Genomic DNA, 19,136 nt, shown 5'->3' with positions numbered 1-19,136 from the left:
CCCAGGCCGATAGGGCGACATTCTCGCCGGCAATATGACCGTTCAGGCCTTTTCTCGGGCTATCGTTCGGTTGGTGCCATCCCCTAAGATCGTCGCCATCCATGAGTCATGAGGTGCGTATGGTCTTTTCCGAGATGCTCGATGCGGTGCGTCGCAATCCCGAGGCGGTGATGATTCCACCCGAATGGGGTCAAGGGCGTGCGAGTTTCGGCGGGCTGGTTGCAGCGCTGGCTTTCGAGGCGATGCGCGCCAAGGTACCGGAGGGGCGACCTGTGCGCTCGCTGGCGATCACCTTCGTCGGCCCGGCGGCACCGGATGTGCCGGTCAGCTTCCAGGCCGAAGTGCTGCGTGAAGGCAAGGCCGTCAGCCAGATGCTTCTGCGCGCCGTTCAGGACGGTCAGGTGGTGACGGTGGTGCAGGGCAGTTTCGGCGCCTCCCGTCCGTCGGCAATCTCAGTGCAGGCGCTTGCCGCGCCGCAGATGCCGCCGGTAGAGCAGTGCCAGGAGCTGTCTTACGTGCGCAATGTCACACCGGAATTCACACGTTTTCTGGCCATGCGCTGGGGCGTCGGTGGCATGCCGTTCAGCAACAATCCGTCACGACAGATGGGTGGCTGGGTGCGCTTGCGCGAGGACGGCGAGCCGCAGGCGCTCAGCGAGGCTCACCTGCTGGCGCTGGTCGATGCCTGGCCGCCGGCGCTGCTGTCGCATCTGAAAAGCCCGGCCCCAGGCAGCTCGCTGACCTGGACCATCGAGTTCGTTCAGCCGTTGCAGAGTCTCACCAGTGACGACTGGTGCCTGTATCACGCGGACATCGAACATGCCCGCGATGGTTACGGTCATGTGGCTGCTGCGCTGTGGAGCTCGGCTGGTCAGTTGATCGCCCTTAGCCGGCAGACCGTCACGGTGTTTGGCTAATCAGATAAGGCGCGGTTGAGGCCGGCCCGACTACCTGCGTTTGCGCCAGGCGCGCCACCAGCCGCCAGTGAACACGAAGCGCGGAAAGGTGATGCACTGTTCCAGCAACAGGCGCTTGAATGCATCTCGCTTGCCAGTGAAAGGTTCCGGCTGATTCTGCTCCAGGCGATGACCATGCGCCTGCAGGGCCAGGGCGGCATAGAGGCCGATGGCGCCAAGAACCACGGGTATGAAGCCCATGTGCCAGAGCCCGATCGCCAGCAGTATCAGTGACAGCAGAAACAGCGGTACGGCGATCAGGTGCAGCAACAGATTGGTGGGGTGCCTGTGCTGGTCGGCATAGTGGCGCCATTGCCAGGACAGCAGATCGGTATGACGTTTGCTCATGATGCAACCCTCGACTAGATGGCGTGAGTCTAGGGTTGTCGCGAGTGCTCGACGAATTGCCGCTGGCTATGGCGCAGATAGGTTGATGCCTGATCACGCCATCTAGCCGGCGGGGATCTACAGCCGCAGTTGACTGATGGCCTTGCTCAGCTCGCCTGCGAGCTGGGCGAGCTGCTGGCTGATTGCGGCCGAATCGAGGGTCTGGCCGACCGTCTGCTCGGTGACGTCGCGGATGCCGACCACCGAGCGGCTCATTTCCTCGGCAACTTGGCTTTGCTGGGTTGCGGCCACGGCGATCTGCGTATTGCTGTCACGCATCAGAGTCACGGCGGCGGTGATCGCTGCCAGCGATTCGCCGGCCTCCTGCGCCAGCTGTACGCAGTGGTTGGCGTTTTCCGAGCTTTCGCGCATGAACTCCACAGCGTCACGGGTGCCGTCCTGCAGATTACCGATCATCTGGGTGATCTCGTCGGTGGATTCCTGCACGCGTTTGGCGAGGTTGCGTACCTCGTCGGCGACCACGGCGAAGCCTCGGCCCATTTCACCGGCGCGGGCAGCTTCGATGGCGGCGTTGAGGGCCAGCAGGTTGGTCTGCTCGGCGATACCATGGATCACCCCGACCACGCGGCTGATGTGCTGGCTGTCTTCGGCCAGACGCTCGATGCTGCCGGCACTTTGCTGCACACCCTGAGACAGCGCCGCGATGGACTGCTCGACGCGTTCGACCACCTGCTGGCCGGCGCGGGCCAGTTGATCGGCGTTCAGCGACTGATCGCGGGTGGTGCCGGCGTGCTCGGCGATGTGCTGCACGGTTGCCGACATCTCGTTGATCGCGGTGGCAGCCTGATCGGTTTCGCTCTGCTGGCTGAGCATGCCCTGGCGCACTGCATCCATGCGCTCGGCCATGTCACGGGTGCCACTGTTCAGTTCGTTGGCGACCTGGCCGACCGTGCCGACCACGCGCTGGTAACCGGCCTGCATGGCATTGAATGCTGCAGCCATCTGGCCGACCTCATCGCGGCTTTCCAGTGGCACGCGCAACGACAGGTCGCCACTGCGCTCGGCCTGCAGCATTACGTCCTTGAGGGTGTTGAGGTGGCTGAGCAGGAAGCGGATCAGCAACTGCGAAGCGGCCAGCAGCAGGAGCATCAGCACTGCGACCGCAAGGGCGTAGGTGAGGGCGTGCTGGGCAAACAGGTCAAGCAGACTGGGTGCGCGGGCCGTGACCGCCAGGTTGCGTCCGTCGCTGAGGGTGACCCGCTGCGCGCCGATCACAGGCGAATCACCAAACCAGGCATCGTGCTGGATTGTCTGCCAACCGCTGGCGTCAGCTGCGCCCTGAGCGCCCGGCAGGCTGTTGCCCTGCAGCACCTGAATGTTGGTCGTGCCGGGCAATGGCGCCTGCTGTGGCCACTGTTGCAGCAGGCGCGCCTGCTCGGCGGCGGCCAGCCTGGCATCGCTGCTGCGGGCTTGCTGCTCGATATGCAGGGCGAACAGCACCAGCATCAGACTGATAACGAAGGCAACGGCATTGACCGCCCAGAACTTGTACTTGAGAGAGAGATTGCTGATCCAGGCGCCCATGCTGTGGTTATCCGTCTCGCTACGTTCACTGTTGGCTATTTGCCACCAGTATGCCTTGGAAAAAAGTCGGAGTCTTGACGTCAATCAAAACTCCGGTGCAGGTCTCTCTAGTATGGCGGGCATCCCGAAGAATGCCCGGGCGCAGGCCGTGGTTTGCGTGGCCAGCGCCTGTTCGCTCTGGCCGCGATGCAGGGCTACCTCGCGCAGTACCTCGCCGAGAAAGGCCGGCTCGTTGCGCCCGCTCCTTGGTTTGGGGCGCAAACTGCGGGGTAACAGGAAGGGCGCGTCGGTCTCCAGCATCAGACGCTCGCCGGGAATGTCCTTGAGCAAGGGGTGCAGATGCGTGCCACGGCGCTCGTCGCAGACCCAGCCGGTGATGCCGATGTGCAGGTCGAGATCGAGATAGGCATAGAGTGCACGGCGCTCGCCGGTGAAGCAGTGCACCACGGCGGCGGGCAACTGATCGCGATAGTTGCGCAGGATTTCCAGCATGCGCTGGCTGGCTTCACGCTCGTGGAGAAATGCCGGTATCTGCAACTCGACAGCCAGGGCCAGCTGTTCCTCCAGCGCTTTCTCCTGGGCTGGGCGCGGGGAAAAATCACGGTCGAAATCCAGCCCGCATTCACCCACGGCGCGCGTTTGCGGCTGCGCCAACAGTGACTTGAGCGCGGTGCTGCTGGCACTGTCCCACGAGCTGGCGTCGTGCGGATGAACCCCGGCGGTGCAGAACAGACGCTCGCCGCTGGCATCCAGCTGTCGGCAAAGTGCTAGGCTGGCCTCGCTTTCGTTCAGACTGGTGCCGGTCAGCACCATCTGGCACACGCCGGCTGCGTAAGCGCGCTCGAGCAGGGCTTCGGCCTGCACGGCAAGGCTGGGGTGGGTGAGATTGACGGCAATATCGATGAGCTGCATGGTGCCACCTGTTGAACGCGAACGGGCAGAATAGCAGAAGCCCTCCGTTCGTCAGGAAGTCGATTTAAAACAACCACTTGTTTGCCGTTTTAAAGGTTGATGCGAGGTTGTGGGGTGGCGCCGTGGCACTTGGGTGTGCCAATCTCCGCGCCCCCGCCAGCCTTGGGAAACTGTTTGGCGGATTCAGGGTCTGCAACCGTCTGTCGCGCATCGGCGAGCAGCAGGCCAGCAAAGGCTTGGGCGACCACCCATTTTCCGGAGAGTCGATGTCGCGATTGCTGCTGATTCTGTGCCTGTTGGCCATGCTGCCGCTGCCGGTCAGCGCGCGTCTGGCCGGCCCGTCCGAGGTCGGCAGCCAGACGCTCGGCAGTCGCGATCTGCCGGCGATCCGCAGCAGCGGCGAGTTGCGCGTACTGGTCAATCAGAGTCGCAACAGTTCAGGTTCGGTCAAGGGGCAGAGTATTGGCGTCGAATACCACCGCCTGCGCGCTTTCGAGCAATACCTCAACCGCAATGCCCGTGATGGCCGCAGCCTCACACTGAAGATCATTCCCAAGGCCAAGGATCAATTGCTTGGTGCATTGCAGCGTGGTGAGGGGGATCTGGTGGCGCCTGGCGAGTTGCTCGATGTGCGCACCGGGCATGATGTCAGTGCCAGTACGGCGATTCGTCGCGAAGTGCCGCTGGTGCTGGTTTCCAAGCAGGGCAACCGGCATTACAGCAAACTCGAGCAGTTGGCCGGCCGCAGCCTGTCGTTGCCGGCGGGCAGCGCCGTGGGCGAGGCATTGCACCGTATCAACCAGCTACTGGCCGAGCGCAAGCTGCCACCGATAGTGGTCGAGTGGGTCGATCCCTCTCTGGCGGTCGAAGACGTCTTGGAGATGGTCCAGGCCGGCATATTCGAGCGAACTGCGGTGGAACTGCCGATCGCCGAGCGCTGGGCCAAGGTGATGCCCAAGCTGCGCGTCGACCGGCATCTGGTGCTGGCGCGTGATGGCGACATGAAATGGTTCGTGCGCCCCGATGCGCCGATGCTGCGCGCCAGCATCGACCGTTTCTTCAGCAGCTATCAGGCTCCGGCTGACCAGGACGCTACATTCCAGCGGGTTTATCGCCGCCTGTACAAGGTGCATTCGCCACTGGGGCGTGCCGAAAGGCAGCGTCTGGAAAAGGTGCGCCCGGTGCTGCAACAGCATGCCGAACAGCAGGGGTTCGACTGGCTGATGCTGGCTGCTCTGGCGTTCAAGGAATCGACTCTGAATCCGTCGGCGCGCGGTGCGAGTGGTGCGACGGGGCTGATGCAGATCACGCCGGCGGCGGCGCGCAGCGTGGGGGTGAGCAATATCCAGAACATCAACGGCAACGTTCAGGCCAGCAGCAAGTACCTGGCGATGATCCGACGCAATTTCTTCAACAGTCCGCAGCTCAACGAGCGTGAGCGCATGGCCTTCGTACTGGCGGGCTACAACCTGGGCCCGCAACGGGTGCAGAGTCTGCGCGCCGAGGCACGCAGGCGGGGGCTCAATCCCAATCAATGGTTCTTCCAGGTCGAGCGTGTGGCCATGGAGCAGATGGGGATGGGTGTGGTGAGCTATGTGAATGCGGTTAACAAGTACTACCTTGCTTATGACCGTGAGCGCTATTTGCTCGAACCGCAGGGACGGCGTCTGACGGCCAATTAAATATCTATCTATTCGATCTATTTAAACGGCTATTTGCTATTTTATTATCGAATAAATTGGATATTCTGTGCGCCATCTAACCAACACCTCAAAGGAAGCCTTGCATGAACAACCTGATCAAAAGCATCACCGCCAGCCAGGCCGGTTTCGGTATCACCATCCTGCGCATCATCGCCGGCATTACCTTCGCCGCTCACGGCGCGCAGAAGCTGTTCGGATGGTTTGGCGGTTACGGTCTGGCGGGCGTCGCCCAATGGATGGAAAGCATTGGCCTGGCTCCGGGCTACCTGATGGCGCTGATGGCGGGCAGCGCCGAGTTCTTCGGTGGCGTGGCACTGATCATCGGCCTGCTGGTGCGTCCGGCAGCTGCGGTGCTGGCGGTGACCATGCTGGTGGCGATCTTCACCGTGCATCTGGCCAACGGTTTCTTCATGAGCAACAACGGCTACGAGTTCGCTCTGGCGCTGCTGGCCATCAGCGTGGCGCTGGTGTTCGAAGGTGCCGGCAAGCTGTCGGTCGACAGCAAGCTCGCTCACTGATCCCTCCGGCAACAACGAGAAGGCCCGCAAATGCGGGCCTTCTTGCGTCTGGCTTCGAGCGATCAGGCTGTCGCGGCTTGCTCGGCCTTCTTCTCCTGCGCGGTGACCTGCTGTGCCAGTTCGATCATCTGTTCGCGCATCCAGCGGTTGGCCGGGTCCTGATCGGTGCTTTCATGCCAGTACAGGTGGGTCTCCAGGGCCGGAACGTCACCGACCGGCAGCGTCACGTGATGCATGTTGTGGCGACGGGCGAAGCGCTCCGGCACGGTCATCACCATGTCGGTCTGCTGCATCACGCTGCTGGCCATCAGATAGTGTTGCGAGCGCAGGGCGATCTTGCGCTGGATACCCATCTTGCCCAGTGCCAGATCAACGTAGCCGAGGCCGCTGCGGCGGCTGGAGATGTGGATATGGGTCAGCGACAGGTATTCGTCGAGGCTGATCTTTTCCTTGGCCATCGGGTGGCCCTGGCGCATGGCGCAGACGTAACGATCATCCAGCAGCTTGACATGCCGAACCTGAGGATCGGTATTGAGCGGCGCGTCGACGGCAAAGTCGAGGCGGCCGGCGGCCAGCTCCTTGGTGGTTTCCCGGCGTTTGGCCAGGAAGCTCTCGATGCACACGTTGGGTGCCAGGCGACGCAGGCGCTGAAACAGCGGCGGCAGGAGAATCTGCTCGGACAGGTCGGTCATGCTGATGCGGTAGGTCTTGCCGGCCTGCTGCGGATTGAAGGTGCGGCTTTCCTGTACGGACACGCGCAACAGCTGCAGGGCGTTGCGCACCGGGCCGATGATGTTCTGCGCCATGGGGGTGGGCACCATGCCCTGTGCAGTGCGCACGAACAGCGGGTCGTTGAAGGTTTCGCGCAGGCGGGCCAGGGCGTTGGACACCGCTGGCTGGGTGATGCCGACGATCTGTCCGGCACGGGTCAGATTGGCCTCGGTGTAGATGGCGTCAAAGACGATGAAGAGGTTGAGATCCACCTTGGTCAGGTTCATGCCGGTAGTGCTCCAGAGGCGTCGATATCAGTCGATCATATATCGGTTATGAATGTTCATACACGCTGAAAATAGGTTAGATAAATCTTAAGCGCTGTTCTAGCATCATTTCCACAACCTCTCACCCCTTGTCACAAAACAGGTAACCCCATGGATTTTGCCTATTCCCCTAAGGTTCAAGAGCTGCGTGAGCGCGTCAGCGCATTCATGGAGGCGCACGTCTACCCGGCCGAAGCGGTATTCGAGCAGCAGGTGGCAGAGGGTGATCGCTGGCAACCGACCGCAATCATGGAAGAGCTCAAGAGCAAGGCCAAGGCCGAAGGGCTGTGGAACCTGTTCCTGCCCGAGTCGGACTACGGCGCGGGCCTGACCAATACCGAATATGCGCCGCTGGCGGAAATCATGGGCCGCTCGCTGATCGGTCCGGAGCCGTTCAACTGCGCCGCGCCGGATACCGGCAACATGGAGGTGCTGGTGCGTTACGGCAACGAGGCGCAGAAGCAGCAATGGCTGGAGCCGCTGCTCTCCGGCGAGATTCGTTCGGCCTTCGCTATGACCGAACCGGGCGTGGCTTCCAGCGACGCGACCAACATGCAGGCCAATGCCCGCCGCGAGGGTGACGAGTGGGTCATCAATGGCCGCAAGTGGTGGACCTCCGGTGCTTGCGATCCGCGTTGCAAGGTCATGATCTTCATGGGCCTGACCAATCCGGATGCGCCGCGCCACCAGCAGCATTCGATGATTCTGGTGCCGATGGATGCGCCCGGTGTCACCGTGTTGCGTCCGCTGCCGGTATTCGGCTACGACGACGCTCCGCATGGCCATGCCGAAGTGCTGTTCGAGAACGTGCGCGTGCCGTACGAAAACGTGCTGCTCGGTGAGGGACGGGGTTTCGAGATTGCCCAGGGCCGTCTCGGGCCAGGGCGCATCCACCACTGCATGCGGTCGATCGGCATGGCCGAGCGTGCGCTGGAACTGATGTGCAAGCGCGCCATCAGCCGCACCGCCTTCGGCAAGCCGCTGGCACGCCTGGGCGGCAATATCGATCACATCGCCGATTCGCGCATGGAGATCAACCAGGCGCGTCTGCTGACGCTGAATGCGGCCTACATGATGGATACCGTCGGCAACAAGATTGCCGCCAGTGAAATCGCGCAGATCAAGGTGGTGGCGCCGAACGTGGCGCTCAAGGTGATCGACCGGGCGATCCAGATGCACGGCGGTGCGGGGGTCTCCAATGACTTCCCGCTGGCCTACTGGTATGCCATGCAGCGCACCCTGCGTCTGGCCGATGGCCCGGACGAGGTGCACCGTGCGGCTGTCGGCAAGTACGAGATCGGCAAGTACGTACCGCGCGAGATGATGAAGGCCAGCCGCTGAATTCAGATACTGGCAAAAAGAAAAGGCCCGCTCATGCGGGCCTTTTCTTTTTATGTCTGTCAGAGCTATCTGTCGTCCGAGCGCTTCAACTGGCCCAACCAGCCGAGGCGCGTATGCAACTGCGCGGCAAAGGTACGTGCCGCCAGTTCTTCCTGAAAGGTCAGCATGCGCCGCCCGAACCGCACCTGCCAGAATCGCTGGCCGTGGCGCTCGATGAGCTCAATGCGGACTTCGGGCATCGCTGGTCCTCAGGTGGTGCTGGTTTTGTCCCGCGTCTTCAGCAGCGACAGGATGACACCGCCGGCCAGCAGGCCCAAGGTTACGCCAAGCGAGAGCAGGGCGGGTACCTTGATCAGATCATGCAGGAAAATCTTGCCACCGATGTACATCAGCACCAGCGCCAGGGCGTACTTCAGATAGATGAAGCGGTGCATCAGCGCAGCCAGGGCGAAGTAAAGCGCACGCAGACCGAGAATGGCGAAGATGTTCGAGGTGTAGACGATGAACGGATCCTGCGAAATGGCCAGCACGGCCGGCACGCTGTCCACAGCGAAGACCAGATCGGCCAGCTCGATGAGCACCAGTGCCAGCAGCAGTGGGGTGGCGTACAGCAGCGGCTTGCCGCTGACCTTGTCCTGCAGGCGTACCAGAAACCTGCCTTCGTGCAGATCGTCGGTGACGCGAACGTGCCTGCGCACGAAGCGGATCACCGGGTTCTGCGCCAGGTCCGGATGCGACTCTTCCTCGTTACCGCTGCGCAGCATCTTGATGCCACTGAACAGCAGGAAGGCGCCGAAGAGGTAGAGGATCCAGTCGAACTGCTGCACCAGGGCCGTGCCCAGACCGATCATGATCGCGCGCAGCACGATTACCCCGAGGATGCCCCAGAACAGCACGCGATGCTGGTACTTACGCGGGATGTTGAAGTAGCCGAGGATCATCGCCATGACGAAGACGTTGTCCATCGACAGAGATTGTTCCACCAGAAAGCCGGTGTAGTACTCCATCGCCTTGGTGCCGCCCAGCTGCCACCAGATCCAGCCGCCGAAGGCGACACCGACGCTGAAGTAGCCGGAATAGAGCAACAGGCTTTCGCGCATCCCGATTTCATGCTGATCGCGATGCAGTACGCCGAGGTCGAGTACCAGAAGGACGAGGATCAGTAGCAGGAAGGCCAGCCAGAACCAGCCAGGTGTACCGAAGATGGGGGATGTCAAAAAGGCAAGTAGAGCGTCCATGAGCCCTCCCTTATGTCTGCCTGAGTTGAAAGAAAATCCACTCAGTGACTCCGACATCACGGTGAGAAGACTCACCGCCAGAGGGGCCCGGCGTCACGCGGTGCAAAGGCTAACGCCGAGTTGACAGTCTGCCAAGCCCCCTGAAGAGGAATATTTTTCTGGTGTCAATAAACCCAGACTTCAACGCGGCGATTGCGGATGCGGCCGTTGTCCTGGTCATTCGACGCCACCGGCAACTCACTGCCCAGGCCGGTGATTTCGCGAAACAGCACACCCTCTCTGGCCAGCTCGCGGCGCACGGCCATCGCCCGCAGTTTCGACAGCAGTTCGGCACGTTCGGGATCGCTCTTCGGATCACCGAAGCCGACCAGCACCACCTTGTTCTGCAGCTTGTCGTGTTGCCTGAGGTAGTCAAGCACCCGTTGCAGGTCGCGGTGGGCCTTGTTGTCCAGCGTTGCGCTGCCTTCCTGGAAACGGAAGTTCACCGAAAGCCGCTGCGCCTGCTGCGCAAGTTGCCGGTAATCCGCCGGCATCTGTGCATCTGCCGCGACCTTGATCGCCTGGACGGTCTGGGCGATGAAGCCGCTGTCGGCGACGATAGCCTGGCCACGCGGGCTGTGGGCGAAGTAGACCAGCGCGCGCGCCCAGGGATTGCTTAACTGCGGAGCGTTGTAGAGAAACAGGCGCCGCGCCAGCGGGTAATCCTCGGTGGCGATCAGTGTGGTAGTCGGCAGCATGGGATAAGAATCGCCGGCGGCGACGGCGACTGCCTTGGCCTGCCGAATGTACGGCAGGCCGATGAAGCCGATGCCATTCGGGTCCTGGCTGACCGAGTCGGACAACTGATTGCTGGACTCGTAGCGTTGCGTGTTGGCTGCGAGGCTGCGTTCTGCCGGAGCCAGCACCAGTTCCCTGAAGGTGTCATAGGTGCCGGAATTGTCGTCGCGAGCATAGGGGCGGACCTTGCCTGGTTTGCCACCCAGCGCCGCCCAGTCGTCGATTTCGCCAGAGAAGAGTTTTGCGATCTGCTCCACGCTCAGTGCAGAGACAGGGTTGGACGGGTGAACGATGATCGCCAGACCGTCGATGGCGATGACCTGTTCGGCCTGTGGACTACGCAGGTCGCCCAGTGACGCCAGGCTGGCGGATTCGTTGTCTTTGACCGGCCGTGACGAGGCGGCCAGGTCGGCGCTGCCGTCCTTGAGCGCAGTGAAGCCCGTGCCGGATCCGTGAGCGGCCACTTCGACTACTACCAGACGGCCATCGTCCTGGCGCGCCAGCACACGCTGCTCGTTTTCGCGGGCGCCGTCCTCGCTGCGGATATCGTGGAGCCCCTGAGCTGCGAACAGCCCCTTTACCAGCTCCGGGGCCAGCTTCGCGCCAATGGTATTGGAGCCCTGAATGCGCAGCACCGGGCGGTTGTTCTCGGATGCGGGCAGGGCGGCAGCGAAGACGGAAAGGGGCAGGGCGTAGCAGATGAAACCGATCACCAGCAGGGACAGGGTACGGCCCCAGATGTCACGGTCAGCGGGCTGGACACGCGGCATGCGTCAGGCACCTTCTTAAGGATGGAAGAACGTGCCGCGCAGATTAAGTCAGTCAGGTTGCAGTCTTGTGACGGCGCGCGTCATGCACATGCGCCCGCGTGTCAGTTCAGCTCAAGCCAGATCGGCGCATGATCGGACGGCTTGTCCATGCCGCGCAGATCGTAGTCGATGCCGGCGTCCTTGAAGCGCGTCTGCAGCGGCTGGCTGGCGAGGATCACGTCGATGCGCAGGCCGCGCTTGGGATCGTCCTCGAACCCACGGCTGCGATAGTCGAACCAGCTGAAGCGGTCATTCACTTCGGGGTTGAGGTGGCGGAAGCTGTCTACCAACCCCCAGTTCTTCAGGGTGGCCAGCCATTCGCGTTCTTCCGGCAGGAAGCTGCACTTGCCGGTTTTCAGCCAGCGCAGGCGATTGGGCTCGCCGATGCCGATGTCGCAATCCTCGGGGCTGATGTTGATATCGCCCATCACCACCAGAGCCTGCTGCGGGTCGAAACGCTCCACCAGCAACTGCTGCAGATCGGCATAGAAGCGCTGCTTGGCCGGGAATTTCACCGGATGGTCGCGACTCTCGCCCTGGGGGAAGTAGCCGTTCATCACGGTGATGGGGTTGCCACTGGCATCGGCAAAGGTGCCGTAGATGAAGCGCCGCTGAGCGTCCTCGCCATCACCGGGAAAGCCCTTGTGCAGGCTCAGCGGCTCCTGGCGCGAGAGCAGGGCGACGCCGTAGTGGCCTTTCTGGCCGTGGTAATGCACGTGATAGCCAAGCTGGCGGATCTCCGCTTCGGGAAACTGGTCATCGGCCACCTTGGTTTCCTGCAGACCGATCACATCCGGCTGATGTTTCTCTATCAGGGCCTGCAATTGATGAGGGCGCGCACGCAGGCCGTTGATATTGAAGGAGACGATTTTCATGGGCAGCGGGTCCTGGGCAAAAGGCGATGCTAGCCGATCCTCGGCGCTCACGGCCAGCGCCTGGCAGGGGGCGTGCGGCAGTGCTAGGGTCTGTAGTGCATCTGACCCACAACCTATAACAACAGAGGTCCGCCATGCCCCATAACAGTCCGGCAGAAGTGCGCATGCTCGATGGTGGTTACGCCCGGGAGGTCCGCTCGCTGCTCTATCATGCCTATCGCCACGAGCCGACCTTCGCCTATCTGTTCGAGGCCGAACGCCCAGGTTTCGACCAGCGCGTGCGCGCGACGATTCGCGAGCTGGTGCAGCAGCATTTCGCCGAGGATCTGCCGGCCATCGGCCTGTTGATCGACGAGCGACTTATCGGCGCGGCGCTGATCGCCCCACCGCAGCGACGGCTGGACATCACCGAAAGCTGGAGTTGGCGCCTGCGCATGCTGTTGAGTACCGGGTTCGGCTGTACCAGACGCTATCTGGAGTACCACGATGCCGTACTCGCCTGCCTGCCACCTGGCCCTTATCACGTGCTGCCGCTGCTGGGCATTCACCCCGAGTTCCAGGGGCAGCATCGTGGCGAGCAGTTGCTCGAGGCACTCCACGACTGGTGCGCGCAGGACAGCGGTTCGCAAGGTGTGGTGCTGGATACCGGCAATGCCCGTTATCTGGAGTTCTATCGGCGGCATGGCTATGAGGAGGTCGGCGAGCTGGCCATCGGCCCGGTGGTCGAGCACGTGTTCTTCCATCCCAACCCGCAACCTGTGGTGCGCGCCAGCGCCTGAACCCCGGCTGTCTGGGGCGAGCGCAACGGCTCTGGTGTGGGCTCTGCTCCGTGATAGCATCCTTCGCCATGAGCGTATATGGACATCTTCAACGCAGCCTGACACTGCTGCTGATCAGTACCGGGGCCTTCGCAGCGAGCGAACTCGACGTGCGAATTACTCCGAGCAATTCGGCTCTCAAGGCCAATATCGAAGGTTATGTCGGCAGCCTCGACGGACGCGACGCTCAGTCATTGCGGCGTTTGCGGCGCATTGCCGAGGCCGAGGCCGACAAGGCGGCGCAGGCCCTGGGTTATTACCAGGCGCGTATTCGCAGCCGTATCGAGGAAGGCGAAACGCCGCTTCTGATACTCGAAGTCGAACCGGGTGAGCGCGTTCGCCTGCGCAATGTCGACATTCGCATAGAAGGGCCGGCCAGCGAGCTGTCGGCCTTTCGCGTTCCCGACTCCAGCCGGCTCCAGCCGGGCTCCGTGCTCAACCACGGGCGCTACGAGGATGCCAAGCGACTGATTCAGAATCAGGCCTCGCGCTATGGCTTTTTCGAGGGGCGATTCACCCGTCAGAGCCTGCAGATCGATCCGGAGGCCGGCGTGGCCGACATCGAGCTGGTGTTCAGCAGTGGCCCGCGCTACAGCCTGGGCGATATCGCCTTCAGCGGTGATTTCCCGTTCGATGACGAATTACTGCTGCGCATGGTGCCGTTCGAGCCGGACACGCCCTATGACTCCGAGCTGATTGCCGAGTTGTACCAAGCGCTGCAGTCCAGCGGATATTTCGAGTCGGTGCGGGTCGATGCCATTCCCACTCAGGCCGATCAACTGCGGATTCCGGTCGCAGTGGCGCTGCAGGTGCGCGAGCCCCGCACCCTGGGGCTGGGCCTGGGCTTTTCCACTGACGTCGGGCCGCGTTTGCGTGCCAACTGGACGCGTCACTGGCGCAACCCGCAGGGGCACAGTTACGGGGTGGAAGCCGAACTGTCCGCGCCCAGACAGAACGTCGGTTTGTGGTACGACATTCCCCGTGACCCTCCGCTGACCGACAAGCTGAGAATGGCTGGCGGCTATCAATATGAAGAGCTGGCCAGCAAGGACAGCCTGAGCCGTCTGTTCACCCTCGGGCCAGAGTGGCACAGCCAGCGCTCCGGCGGCTGGCAGCGCGTGCTGTCGGTGAAGTGGCAGCGCGAAGAATACCGTCTGGGCGATGATTCCGGGCTGAGCACCTTGCTGATGCCGGGGGCCAGTTACTCGTTGCTGCGCAGCGACAATCGTCTCGATCCGAATCAGGGTTACCGCGTGCAGTTCGATCTGCGTGGCGCCGTCGACGGGGTCTTGTCCGACGCCAACGTGTTGCATGGCAACGTCATGCTAAAGGGCCTTGCCACGGTATTCGACAACCACCGACTGCTCGGTCGCGTGCAGTTCGGCGGCACTGAAACCAATGGCTTTTCGGCGGTGCCGCCGTCGCTGCGCTTTTTCGCCGGCGGCGATCAGAGCGTGCGCGGCTACGACTACCAGAGCCTGTCGCCGGAGAACAATCGCGGCGACAAGATCGGCGGCCGCTACCTGTTCACCGCCAGCGCCGAGTACCAGTACAGCCTCACCGACAAGTGGCGCGTGGCGACCTTCATCGACCAGGGCAACTCGTTCAACTCGCTGGATATTCCCACCCTCAAGACCGGGGTCGGCTTTGGTGTGCGCTGGGTTTCACCGGTCGGCCCGCTGCGCCTGGACCTCGCCCATGCCCTGGACGGCGACGGTGGTGTGCGCCTGCATTTCTCCATGGGGCCAGAGCTATGATCCGCCGCGTGCTGAAAGGGCTCGCCATCGGCGTGCTCAGCCTGGTTCTGCTGCTGGCTGTCACCCTGTCGCTGCTGCTCGGTACCCCGGTCGGAAGCCGCTGGCTGCTGGCGCAGGTACCGGGTCTGCAGGCTGAGAATTTCCGCGGGCGGCTGGGCGGCGTCTGGCAGGCCGATGCGCTGGTCTGGCAGCAGGAGCAGAAGCGCGTGGAACTGCAGCAACCGGACATGGCCTGGTCGCCGTCCTGCCTGCTGCGCCTGACGCTGTGTCTCGATCGTCTGCATGTGCAGCAGGTGGCGCTGGATCTGCCGCCAAGCACAGAGTCGAGCAGCGAGCCGTTCAGCCTGCCCGGGCTGAATCTGCCGCTGCGCCTGCAACTGGGCGACATCCAGCTGGGCGAGCTGCGTGTGGATGGTCAGGCGCAACTGAGCGACCTGCAACTGATCGCCAGCTGGAACGAGCAGGGCGTCGAGTTGCAGCGTCTTGCCCTGCAACGTGATGACCTGCGCCTGGATGTCAGCGGCCGTCTGACCCCGCAGGGCGACTGGCCGCTGGCATTGAGTGGGCGCCTGCAGCTGCCGCAAGTCGATGGCCGGCCATGGCAGGTGGCGCTGCAGATAGGTGGTGAGTTGCAGCGCAGCCTGGAGCTGGAGGCGGACAGCAGCGGTTACCTCGAGGCGCGTCTGCAGGGCAGGGTGCAGGCTCTGGCGGCAAATCTGCCTGCCGAGCTGCGCCTGACCAGTCGCGAATTCCTGCCTGCCGGCGGCTTGCCGCCAACCCTGCGCCTGCAGGACGTGCAACTGCAGGCGAGGGGTGATCTGGCCAGCGGCTATCGCGTCGAAGGCACTGCCAGCCTGCCCGCCGAGCAGGCGCCGATGCCGTTGCAACTGAGCAGCCGGGTCGACGCCGCCGGGGCGGATGTCGAACTGCTGCGTATCCAGGCCGACGAGCAGCATGTCCAGATCGAGGGCAAGCTGGCCTGGAGCGAAGCGTTCAGCGTCGATGCCAGACTGGACTGGCTGGACTTCCCCTGGCAGCGGCTCTATCCGATGGACGAGCCGCCAGCGGTGGCGCTGCATACCTTGCAGGCCGAAGGCAGCTATAGCGAAGGCAACTACCTGGGTAACTTTGCCGCGCAACTGCAGGGGCCAGCGGGTGATTTCAGCCTGAGCGGCCCGGTCAGTGGCGATCTTGGCCAGGTCAGCCTGCCGCAATTGCAGCTGGTGGCCGGCCAGGGCCGGGCTGAAGGTGTACTCAAAGTGGGGTTCGCTGAGGGCATCGACTGGCAGGCCATGTTGCAGCTCAGCGCGCTCGACCCCGGTTACTGGCTGGCGGAAATGCCGGGCAGCCTGGCCGGCCCGCTGAATACCTCTGGTAGCTTCAGCGCCGGAACGCTGCAGGCCAACGCCGATATCGACCTCAATGGCCGCCTGCGTGGTCAGCCGGCGCAACTGCAGGTGCAGGGGAGCGGTCGCGCAGAACAGTGGCAGTTGCAGCGTTTGCTGCTGCGCCTGGGCGACAACCGGATCAGTGGCCAGGGTGCACTGGATCAGAGCCTGCGTGGCCAGCTGGAACTGGCCTTGCCGCGTCTGGGACAGCTCTGGCCCGGTTTGCAGGGGCAGATGCAGGGGCAACTGGCCCTGGCTGGCACCTTGCAAGCGCCGCAAGGCCAGCTGGCCCTGACCGGCGAGCGTCTGGCGCTCGGTGACCCCAGCCTGCGTCAGCTGCAACTGGACGCGACGCTGGATGCTCGCCAGCAGGCGCGCATCGATCTCAATCTGCGCGGCATTCGCGTCGGCGATACCTATCTCGGGCGCCTGCAGGCCGAGGGGCGCGGCGATCAGCGTCGCCAGGCGCTGGATATCGATCTGCAGGGGCCGCTGCTGCAGCTGGCGCTGGCACTGGATGGCAACTTGAATGAGCAGGGTGATTGGCGTGGGCGCATCGCCAGTGGCCTCTTGCAGAGTGGCGGTCAGGACTGGCAGTTGCAGCAGGCGGCGAGCCTGGAACGTCTGGCCAGCGGCCGGATGAATCTGGGGGCGCATTGCTGGCGTTCCGGCGACGCCAGCCTCTGTGGCGGGCAGCAGCGCCTGATGCCGCAGCCCAGCCTGGACTGGCGCCTGGAGAACTTCCCGTTGGCCAGCCTGCAACCCTGGCTACCCGAGGATTTCGCCTGGCAGGGGCACCTCAATGGTCAGCTCAAGGTCGAGCTGCCCGACAGCGGCCCCAACGGTCAGATCACGCTTGATGCCGGCGCCGGCAACCTGCGCATTCGTCAACCTGATGAGGAGCAGTGGCTGGATTTCCCCTATGACAGCCTGCGCCTGGACAGCACGCTGCGCCCGCGGCGGGTGGATAGCGAGCTGCGCTTGGCCAGTAGTCGTCTGGGCGAGCTGGTGCTGCAGGCGCAGATCGATCCGCATCCGCTGAACAAACCGGTCAATGGCGAATTTCGTCTGAGCGGCTTCGACCTCGCCGTGCTGCGCCCCTTCGTGCCGATGGCGGAAACGCTCGAGGGCAGGCTGCAGGGCAACGGAACCATCAGTGGTCACCTTTTGGCACCGCAGATCAACGGGCAGTTGCGTCTGGATAACGGCGAGCTCTCCGGCAGCGAGTTGCCAGTCAGCCTGGAAGGCTTGCAGTTGCACGCGCTGATCGCTGGTGAGCAGGTTCAGTTGTCCGGCGACTGGCGCAGTGGCGAGCAGGGGCGGGGCAGCCTGCGCGGCGAGATCGTCTGGGCCGAGGGCCTGGCCGGCGATCTGTCATTGCTCGGGCAGCGCCTGCCGGTGAAGGTAGAGCCCTATGCCGAGCTGGAGGTCGAGCCCGATTTGCGTCTGCAGCTGCGTGATCAGCGTCTCGCCGTCAGTGGCAAGGTCGGTGTGCCGCGCGGCCAGATCAGCGTGCGCGAGCTGCCGCCATCGACGGTGAAGGTTTCCGCTGATGCGCGGGTGGTCGGCCGGGAAGAACCGGAAGTGGAGCAGGGGCTGGGCATCGCCATGGATGTCGATGTCGAAGTCGGTCAGGACAAGCTGGCCTTCAGCGGCTTTGGCCTGACTGCCGACCTGCGCGGACGCGTGCATATCGGTGACAACCTCGATACCCGCGGTGAGCTGGATCTGGCCAATGGGCGCTATCGTGCCTACGGCCAGCGCCTGACCATTCGCCGCGCGCGCCTGCTGTTCACCGGGCCGATCGATCAGCCCTTCCTCGATGTCGAGGCCATACGCCGGGTCGATAACGTTGTCGCCGGCATTCGCCTTTCCGGCAATGCCGAGCAACCCGCTACCACGGTGTTCGCCGAACCGGCGATGAGCCAGGAGCAGGCATTGTCCTACCTGGTGCTGGGCCGGCCACTGGGGCAGAGCAGCGGCGACAACAACATGCTGGGCCAGGCGGCGCTGGCCCTCGGCCTGGCCGGCAGCAGTTCGCTTACCACCAGCCTGGCCAACAGCCTGGGCATCAAGGATTTTCAGCTCGATACCGAAGGCAGCGGCGTGACCACCAGTGTGGTGGCCAGCGGCAATATCACCGAGCGTCTCAGCCTGCGTTATGGCGTGGGGGTGTTCGAGCCGGCCAATACCATCGCGCTGCGCTACATGCTCGGCCGGCGGCTGTTTCTGGAGGCGGCCAGTGGCCTGGCCAGTTCGCTCGATCTGTTCTACCGGCGGGATTTCTGAGGCCAGCGTGATCTTTTGCTATATCCCTACTTGGCCTCGGGTGTATCGGCGGCGCTTCTGCGCTAGGCTGGACGCTTGGTCGGGCCGTGACCTGCCATTCGATGGGCGATTCGCTGCGGCGATGCCCATGTCACACATCTGCCCTTCAACTCCCTGAACGATAAGGAAACTCCCCATGGCGCAAGTCACTCTCAAAGGCAATCCGGTGCAGGTCGACGGCCAACTGCCGCAGGCTGGCCAACAGGCGCCGGCTTTCAGCCTGGTCGCTGGTGATCTGAGCGACGTCACCCTGGCCAGCCTGGCCGGCAAGCGCAAGGTGCTGAACATCTTCCCGAGCGTCGATACCCCGACCTGCGCCACCTCCGTGCGCAAGTTCAACGCCGAAGCCAGCCAGCTGAACAACACCGTGGTGCTGTGCATCTCCGCCGACCTGCCGTTCGCCCAGGCGCGTTTCTGCGGCGCCGAAGGTCTGGAGAACGTGGTCAACCTGTCCACTCTGCGTGGTGCCGAGTTCCTCAAGAATTACGGCGTGGCCATCGCCAGCGGCCCGCTGACCGGTCTGGCGGCGCGTGCCGTAGTGGTGCTGGACGAGCAGGACAAGGTGCTGCACAGCGAACTGGTTGGCGAAATCGCCCACGAACCGAACTACGCGGCTGCCCTGGCAGCGCTGAAGTAATACGCTGCCGGAGCGGCACAACGGCCTGCCTAGCAGGCCGTTTTTATTTGTGCCTCAAACAGTTAGTAACGTAAGTGGAGCGTAAAAAGCGGGTAAATGGGCTTTGCTTG

General features: G+C 63.2%; 16 protein-coding genes. 8 read left to right on the top strand and 8 right to left on the bottom strand.

What is annotated here, in order from left to right:
* Positions 1-119: 119 nt before the first annotated feature.
* Positions 120-917, top strand: coding sequence for an acyl-CoA thioesterase (locus tag OEG79_RS11345; protein WP_264148712.1), 798 nt, complete (start codon positions 120-122; stop codon positions 915-917).
* 30 nt (positions 918-947) lie between these two features.
* On the opposite strand, the gene OEG79_RS11340 is transcribed toward OEG79_RS11345, so the two are convergent.
* From OEG79_RS11340 to OEG79_RS11330, 3 genes are all read right to left on the bottom strand, one after another.
* Positions 948-1,304: an Mpo1-like protein gene (locus tag OEG79_RS11340; protein WP_264145127.1), complete on the bottom strand. Its 357-nt coding sequence runs from the start codon at positions 1,302-1,304 to the stop codon at positions 948-950.
* A 117-nt stretch (positions 1,305-1,421) separates the two neighbouring features.
* Positions 1,422-2,888: a methyl-accepting chemotaxis protein gene (locus OEG79_RS11335; protein WP_264145126.1), complete on the bottom strand. Its 1,467-nt coding sequence runs from the start codon at positions 2,886-2,888 to the stop codon at positions 1,422-1,424.
* Positions 2,889-2,972: 84 nt separating this feature from the next.
* On the bottom strand, positions 2,973-3,800 hold the full coding sequence (locus OEG79_RS11330) for a TatD family hydrolase (protein ID WP_264145125.1): 828 nt from the start codon (positions 3,798-3,800) through the stop codon (positions 2,973-2,975).
* Between the two features lie 266 nt (positions 3,801-4,066).
* On the opposite strand from OEG79_RS11330, the gene OEG79_RS11325 reads away from it, so the two are divergent.
* Positions 4,067-5,482: a transglycosylase SLT domain-containing protein gene (locus OEG79_RS11325; RefSeq protein ID WP_264145124.1), complete on the top strand. Its 1,416-nt coding sequence runs from the start codon at positions 4,067-4,069 to the stop codon at positions 5,480-5,482.
* A 104-nt stretch (positions 5,483-5,586) separates the two neighbouring features.
* A complete protein-coding gene (locus OEG79_RS11320) occupies positions 5,587-6,021 on the top strand; it encodes a DoxX family protein (protein ID WP_264145123.1) in 435 nt (144 codons plus the stop codon).
* 62 nt (positions 6,022-6,083) lie between these two features.
* Here OEG79_RS11320 and OEG79_RS11315 read toward each other — a convergent pair whose 3' ends face one another.
* Positions 6,084-7,019, bottom strand: a complete 936-nt coding sequence (locus OEG79_RS11315) for a LysR family transcriptional regulator (RefSeq protein WP_264145122.1) — start codon at positions 7,017-7,019, stop codon at positions 6,084-6,086.
* Between the two features lie 150 nt (positions 7,020-7,169).
* Between OEG79_RS11315 and OEG79_RS11310 the strand changes: the two genes are divergently transcribed.
* Positions 7,170-8,399, top strand: coding sequence for an acyl-CoA dehydrogenase (locus OEG79_RS11310; protein ID WP_264145121.1), 1,230 nt, complete (start codon positions 7,170-7,172; stop codon positions 8,397-8,399).
* Between the two features lie 65 nt (positions 8,400-8,464).
* Here OEG79_RS11310 and OEG79_RS11305 read toward each other — a convergent pair whose 3' ends face one another.
* From OEG79_RS11305 to xthA, 4 genes are all read right to left on the bottom strand, one after another.
* Positions 8,465-8,638 carry a hypothetical protein gene (locus OEG79_RS11305; protein ID WP_264145120.1) on the bottom strand — a complete coding sequence of 58 codons (174 nt, stop codon included), beginning with the start codon at positions 8,636-8,638 and terminating at the stop codon, positions 8,465-8,467.
* A 9-nt stretch (positions 8,639-8,647) separates the two neighbouring features.
* A complete protein-coding gene (locus OEG79_RS11300; protein ID WP_264145119.1) occupies positions 8,648-9,637 on the bottom strand; it encodes a TerC family protein in 990 nt (329 codons plus the stop codon).
* 164 nt (positions 9,638-9,801) lie between these two features.
* Positions 9,802-11,184 carry a substrate-binding domain-containing protein gene (locus OEG79_RS11295; protein ID WP_264145118.1) on the bottom strand — a complete coding sequence of 461 codons (1,383 nt, stop codon included), beginning with the start codon at positions 11,182-11,184 and terminating at the stop codon, positions 9,802-9,804.
* Positions 11,185-11,285: 101 nt separating this feature from the next.
* A complete protein-coding gene (xthA, locus tag OEG79_RS11290; RefSeq protein WP_264145117.1) occupies positions 11,286-12,098 on the bottom strand; it encodes an exodeoxyribonuclease III in 813 nt (270 codons plus the stop codon).
* Positions 12,099-12,232: 134 nt separating this feature from the next.
* Here xthA and OEG79_RS11285 point away from each other — a divergent pair, with 134 nt between their 5' ends.
* The 4 genes from OEG79_RS11285 to tpx all read left to right on the top strand — a co-directional run bounded on the left by OEG79_RS11285 (position 12,233) and on the right by tpx (position 19,026).
* Positions 12,233-12,877, top strand: a complete 645-nt coding sequence (locus OEG79_RS11285) for a GNAT family N-acetyltransferase (protein WP_264145116.1) — start codon at positions 12,233-12,235, stop codon at positions 12,875-12,877.
* A 68-nt stretch (positions 12,878-12,945) separates the two neighbouring features.
* Positions 12,946-14,673: an autotransporter assembly complex protein TamA gene (locus tag OEG79_RS11280; protein ID WP_264145115.1), complete on the top strand. Its 1,728-nt coding sequence runs from the start codon at positions 12,946-12,948 to the stop codon at positions 14,671-14,673.
* Positions 14,670-18,350: a translocation/assembly module TamB domain-containing protein gene (locus tag OEG79_RS11275; protein ID WP_264145114.1), complete on the top strand. Its 3,681-nt coding sequence runs from the start codon at positions 14,670-14,672 to the stop codon at positions 18,348-18,350. Before OEG79_RS11280 ends, OEG79_RS11275 begins: the two co-directional genes overlap by 4 nt.
* A gap of 175 nt (positions 18,351-18,525) precedes the next feature.
* Entirely contained in the window at positions 18,526-19,026 is a 501-nt protein-coding gene (tpx, locus tag OEG79_RS11270) for a thiol peroxidase (protein ID WP_264145113.1), read from the top strand.
* Positions 19,027-19,136: the final 110 nt, after the last annotated feature.

Source organism: Pseudomonas sp. Z8(2022) (assembly GCF_025837155.1).
In the GTDB taxonomy this organism is placed as follows: domain Bacteria; phylum Pseudomonadota; class Gammaproteobacteria; order Pseudomonadales; family Pseudomonadaceae; genus Aquipseudomonas.
This window is presented reverse-complemented; position numbering and strand designations above follow the sequence as displayed.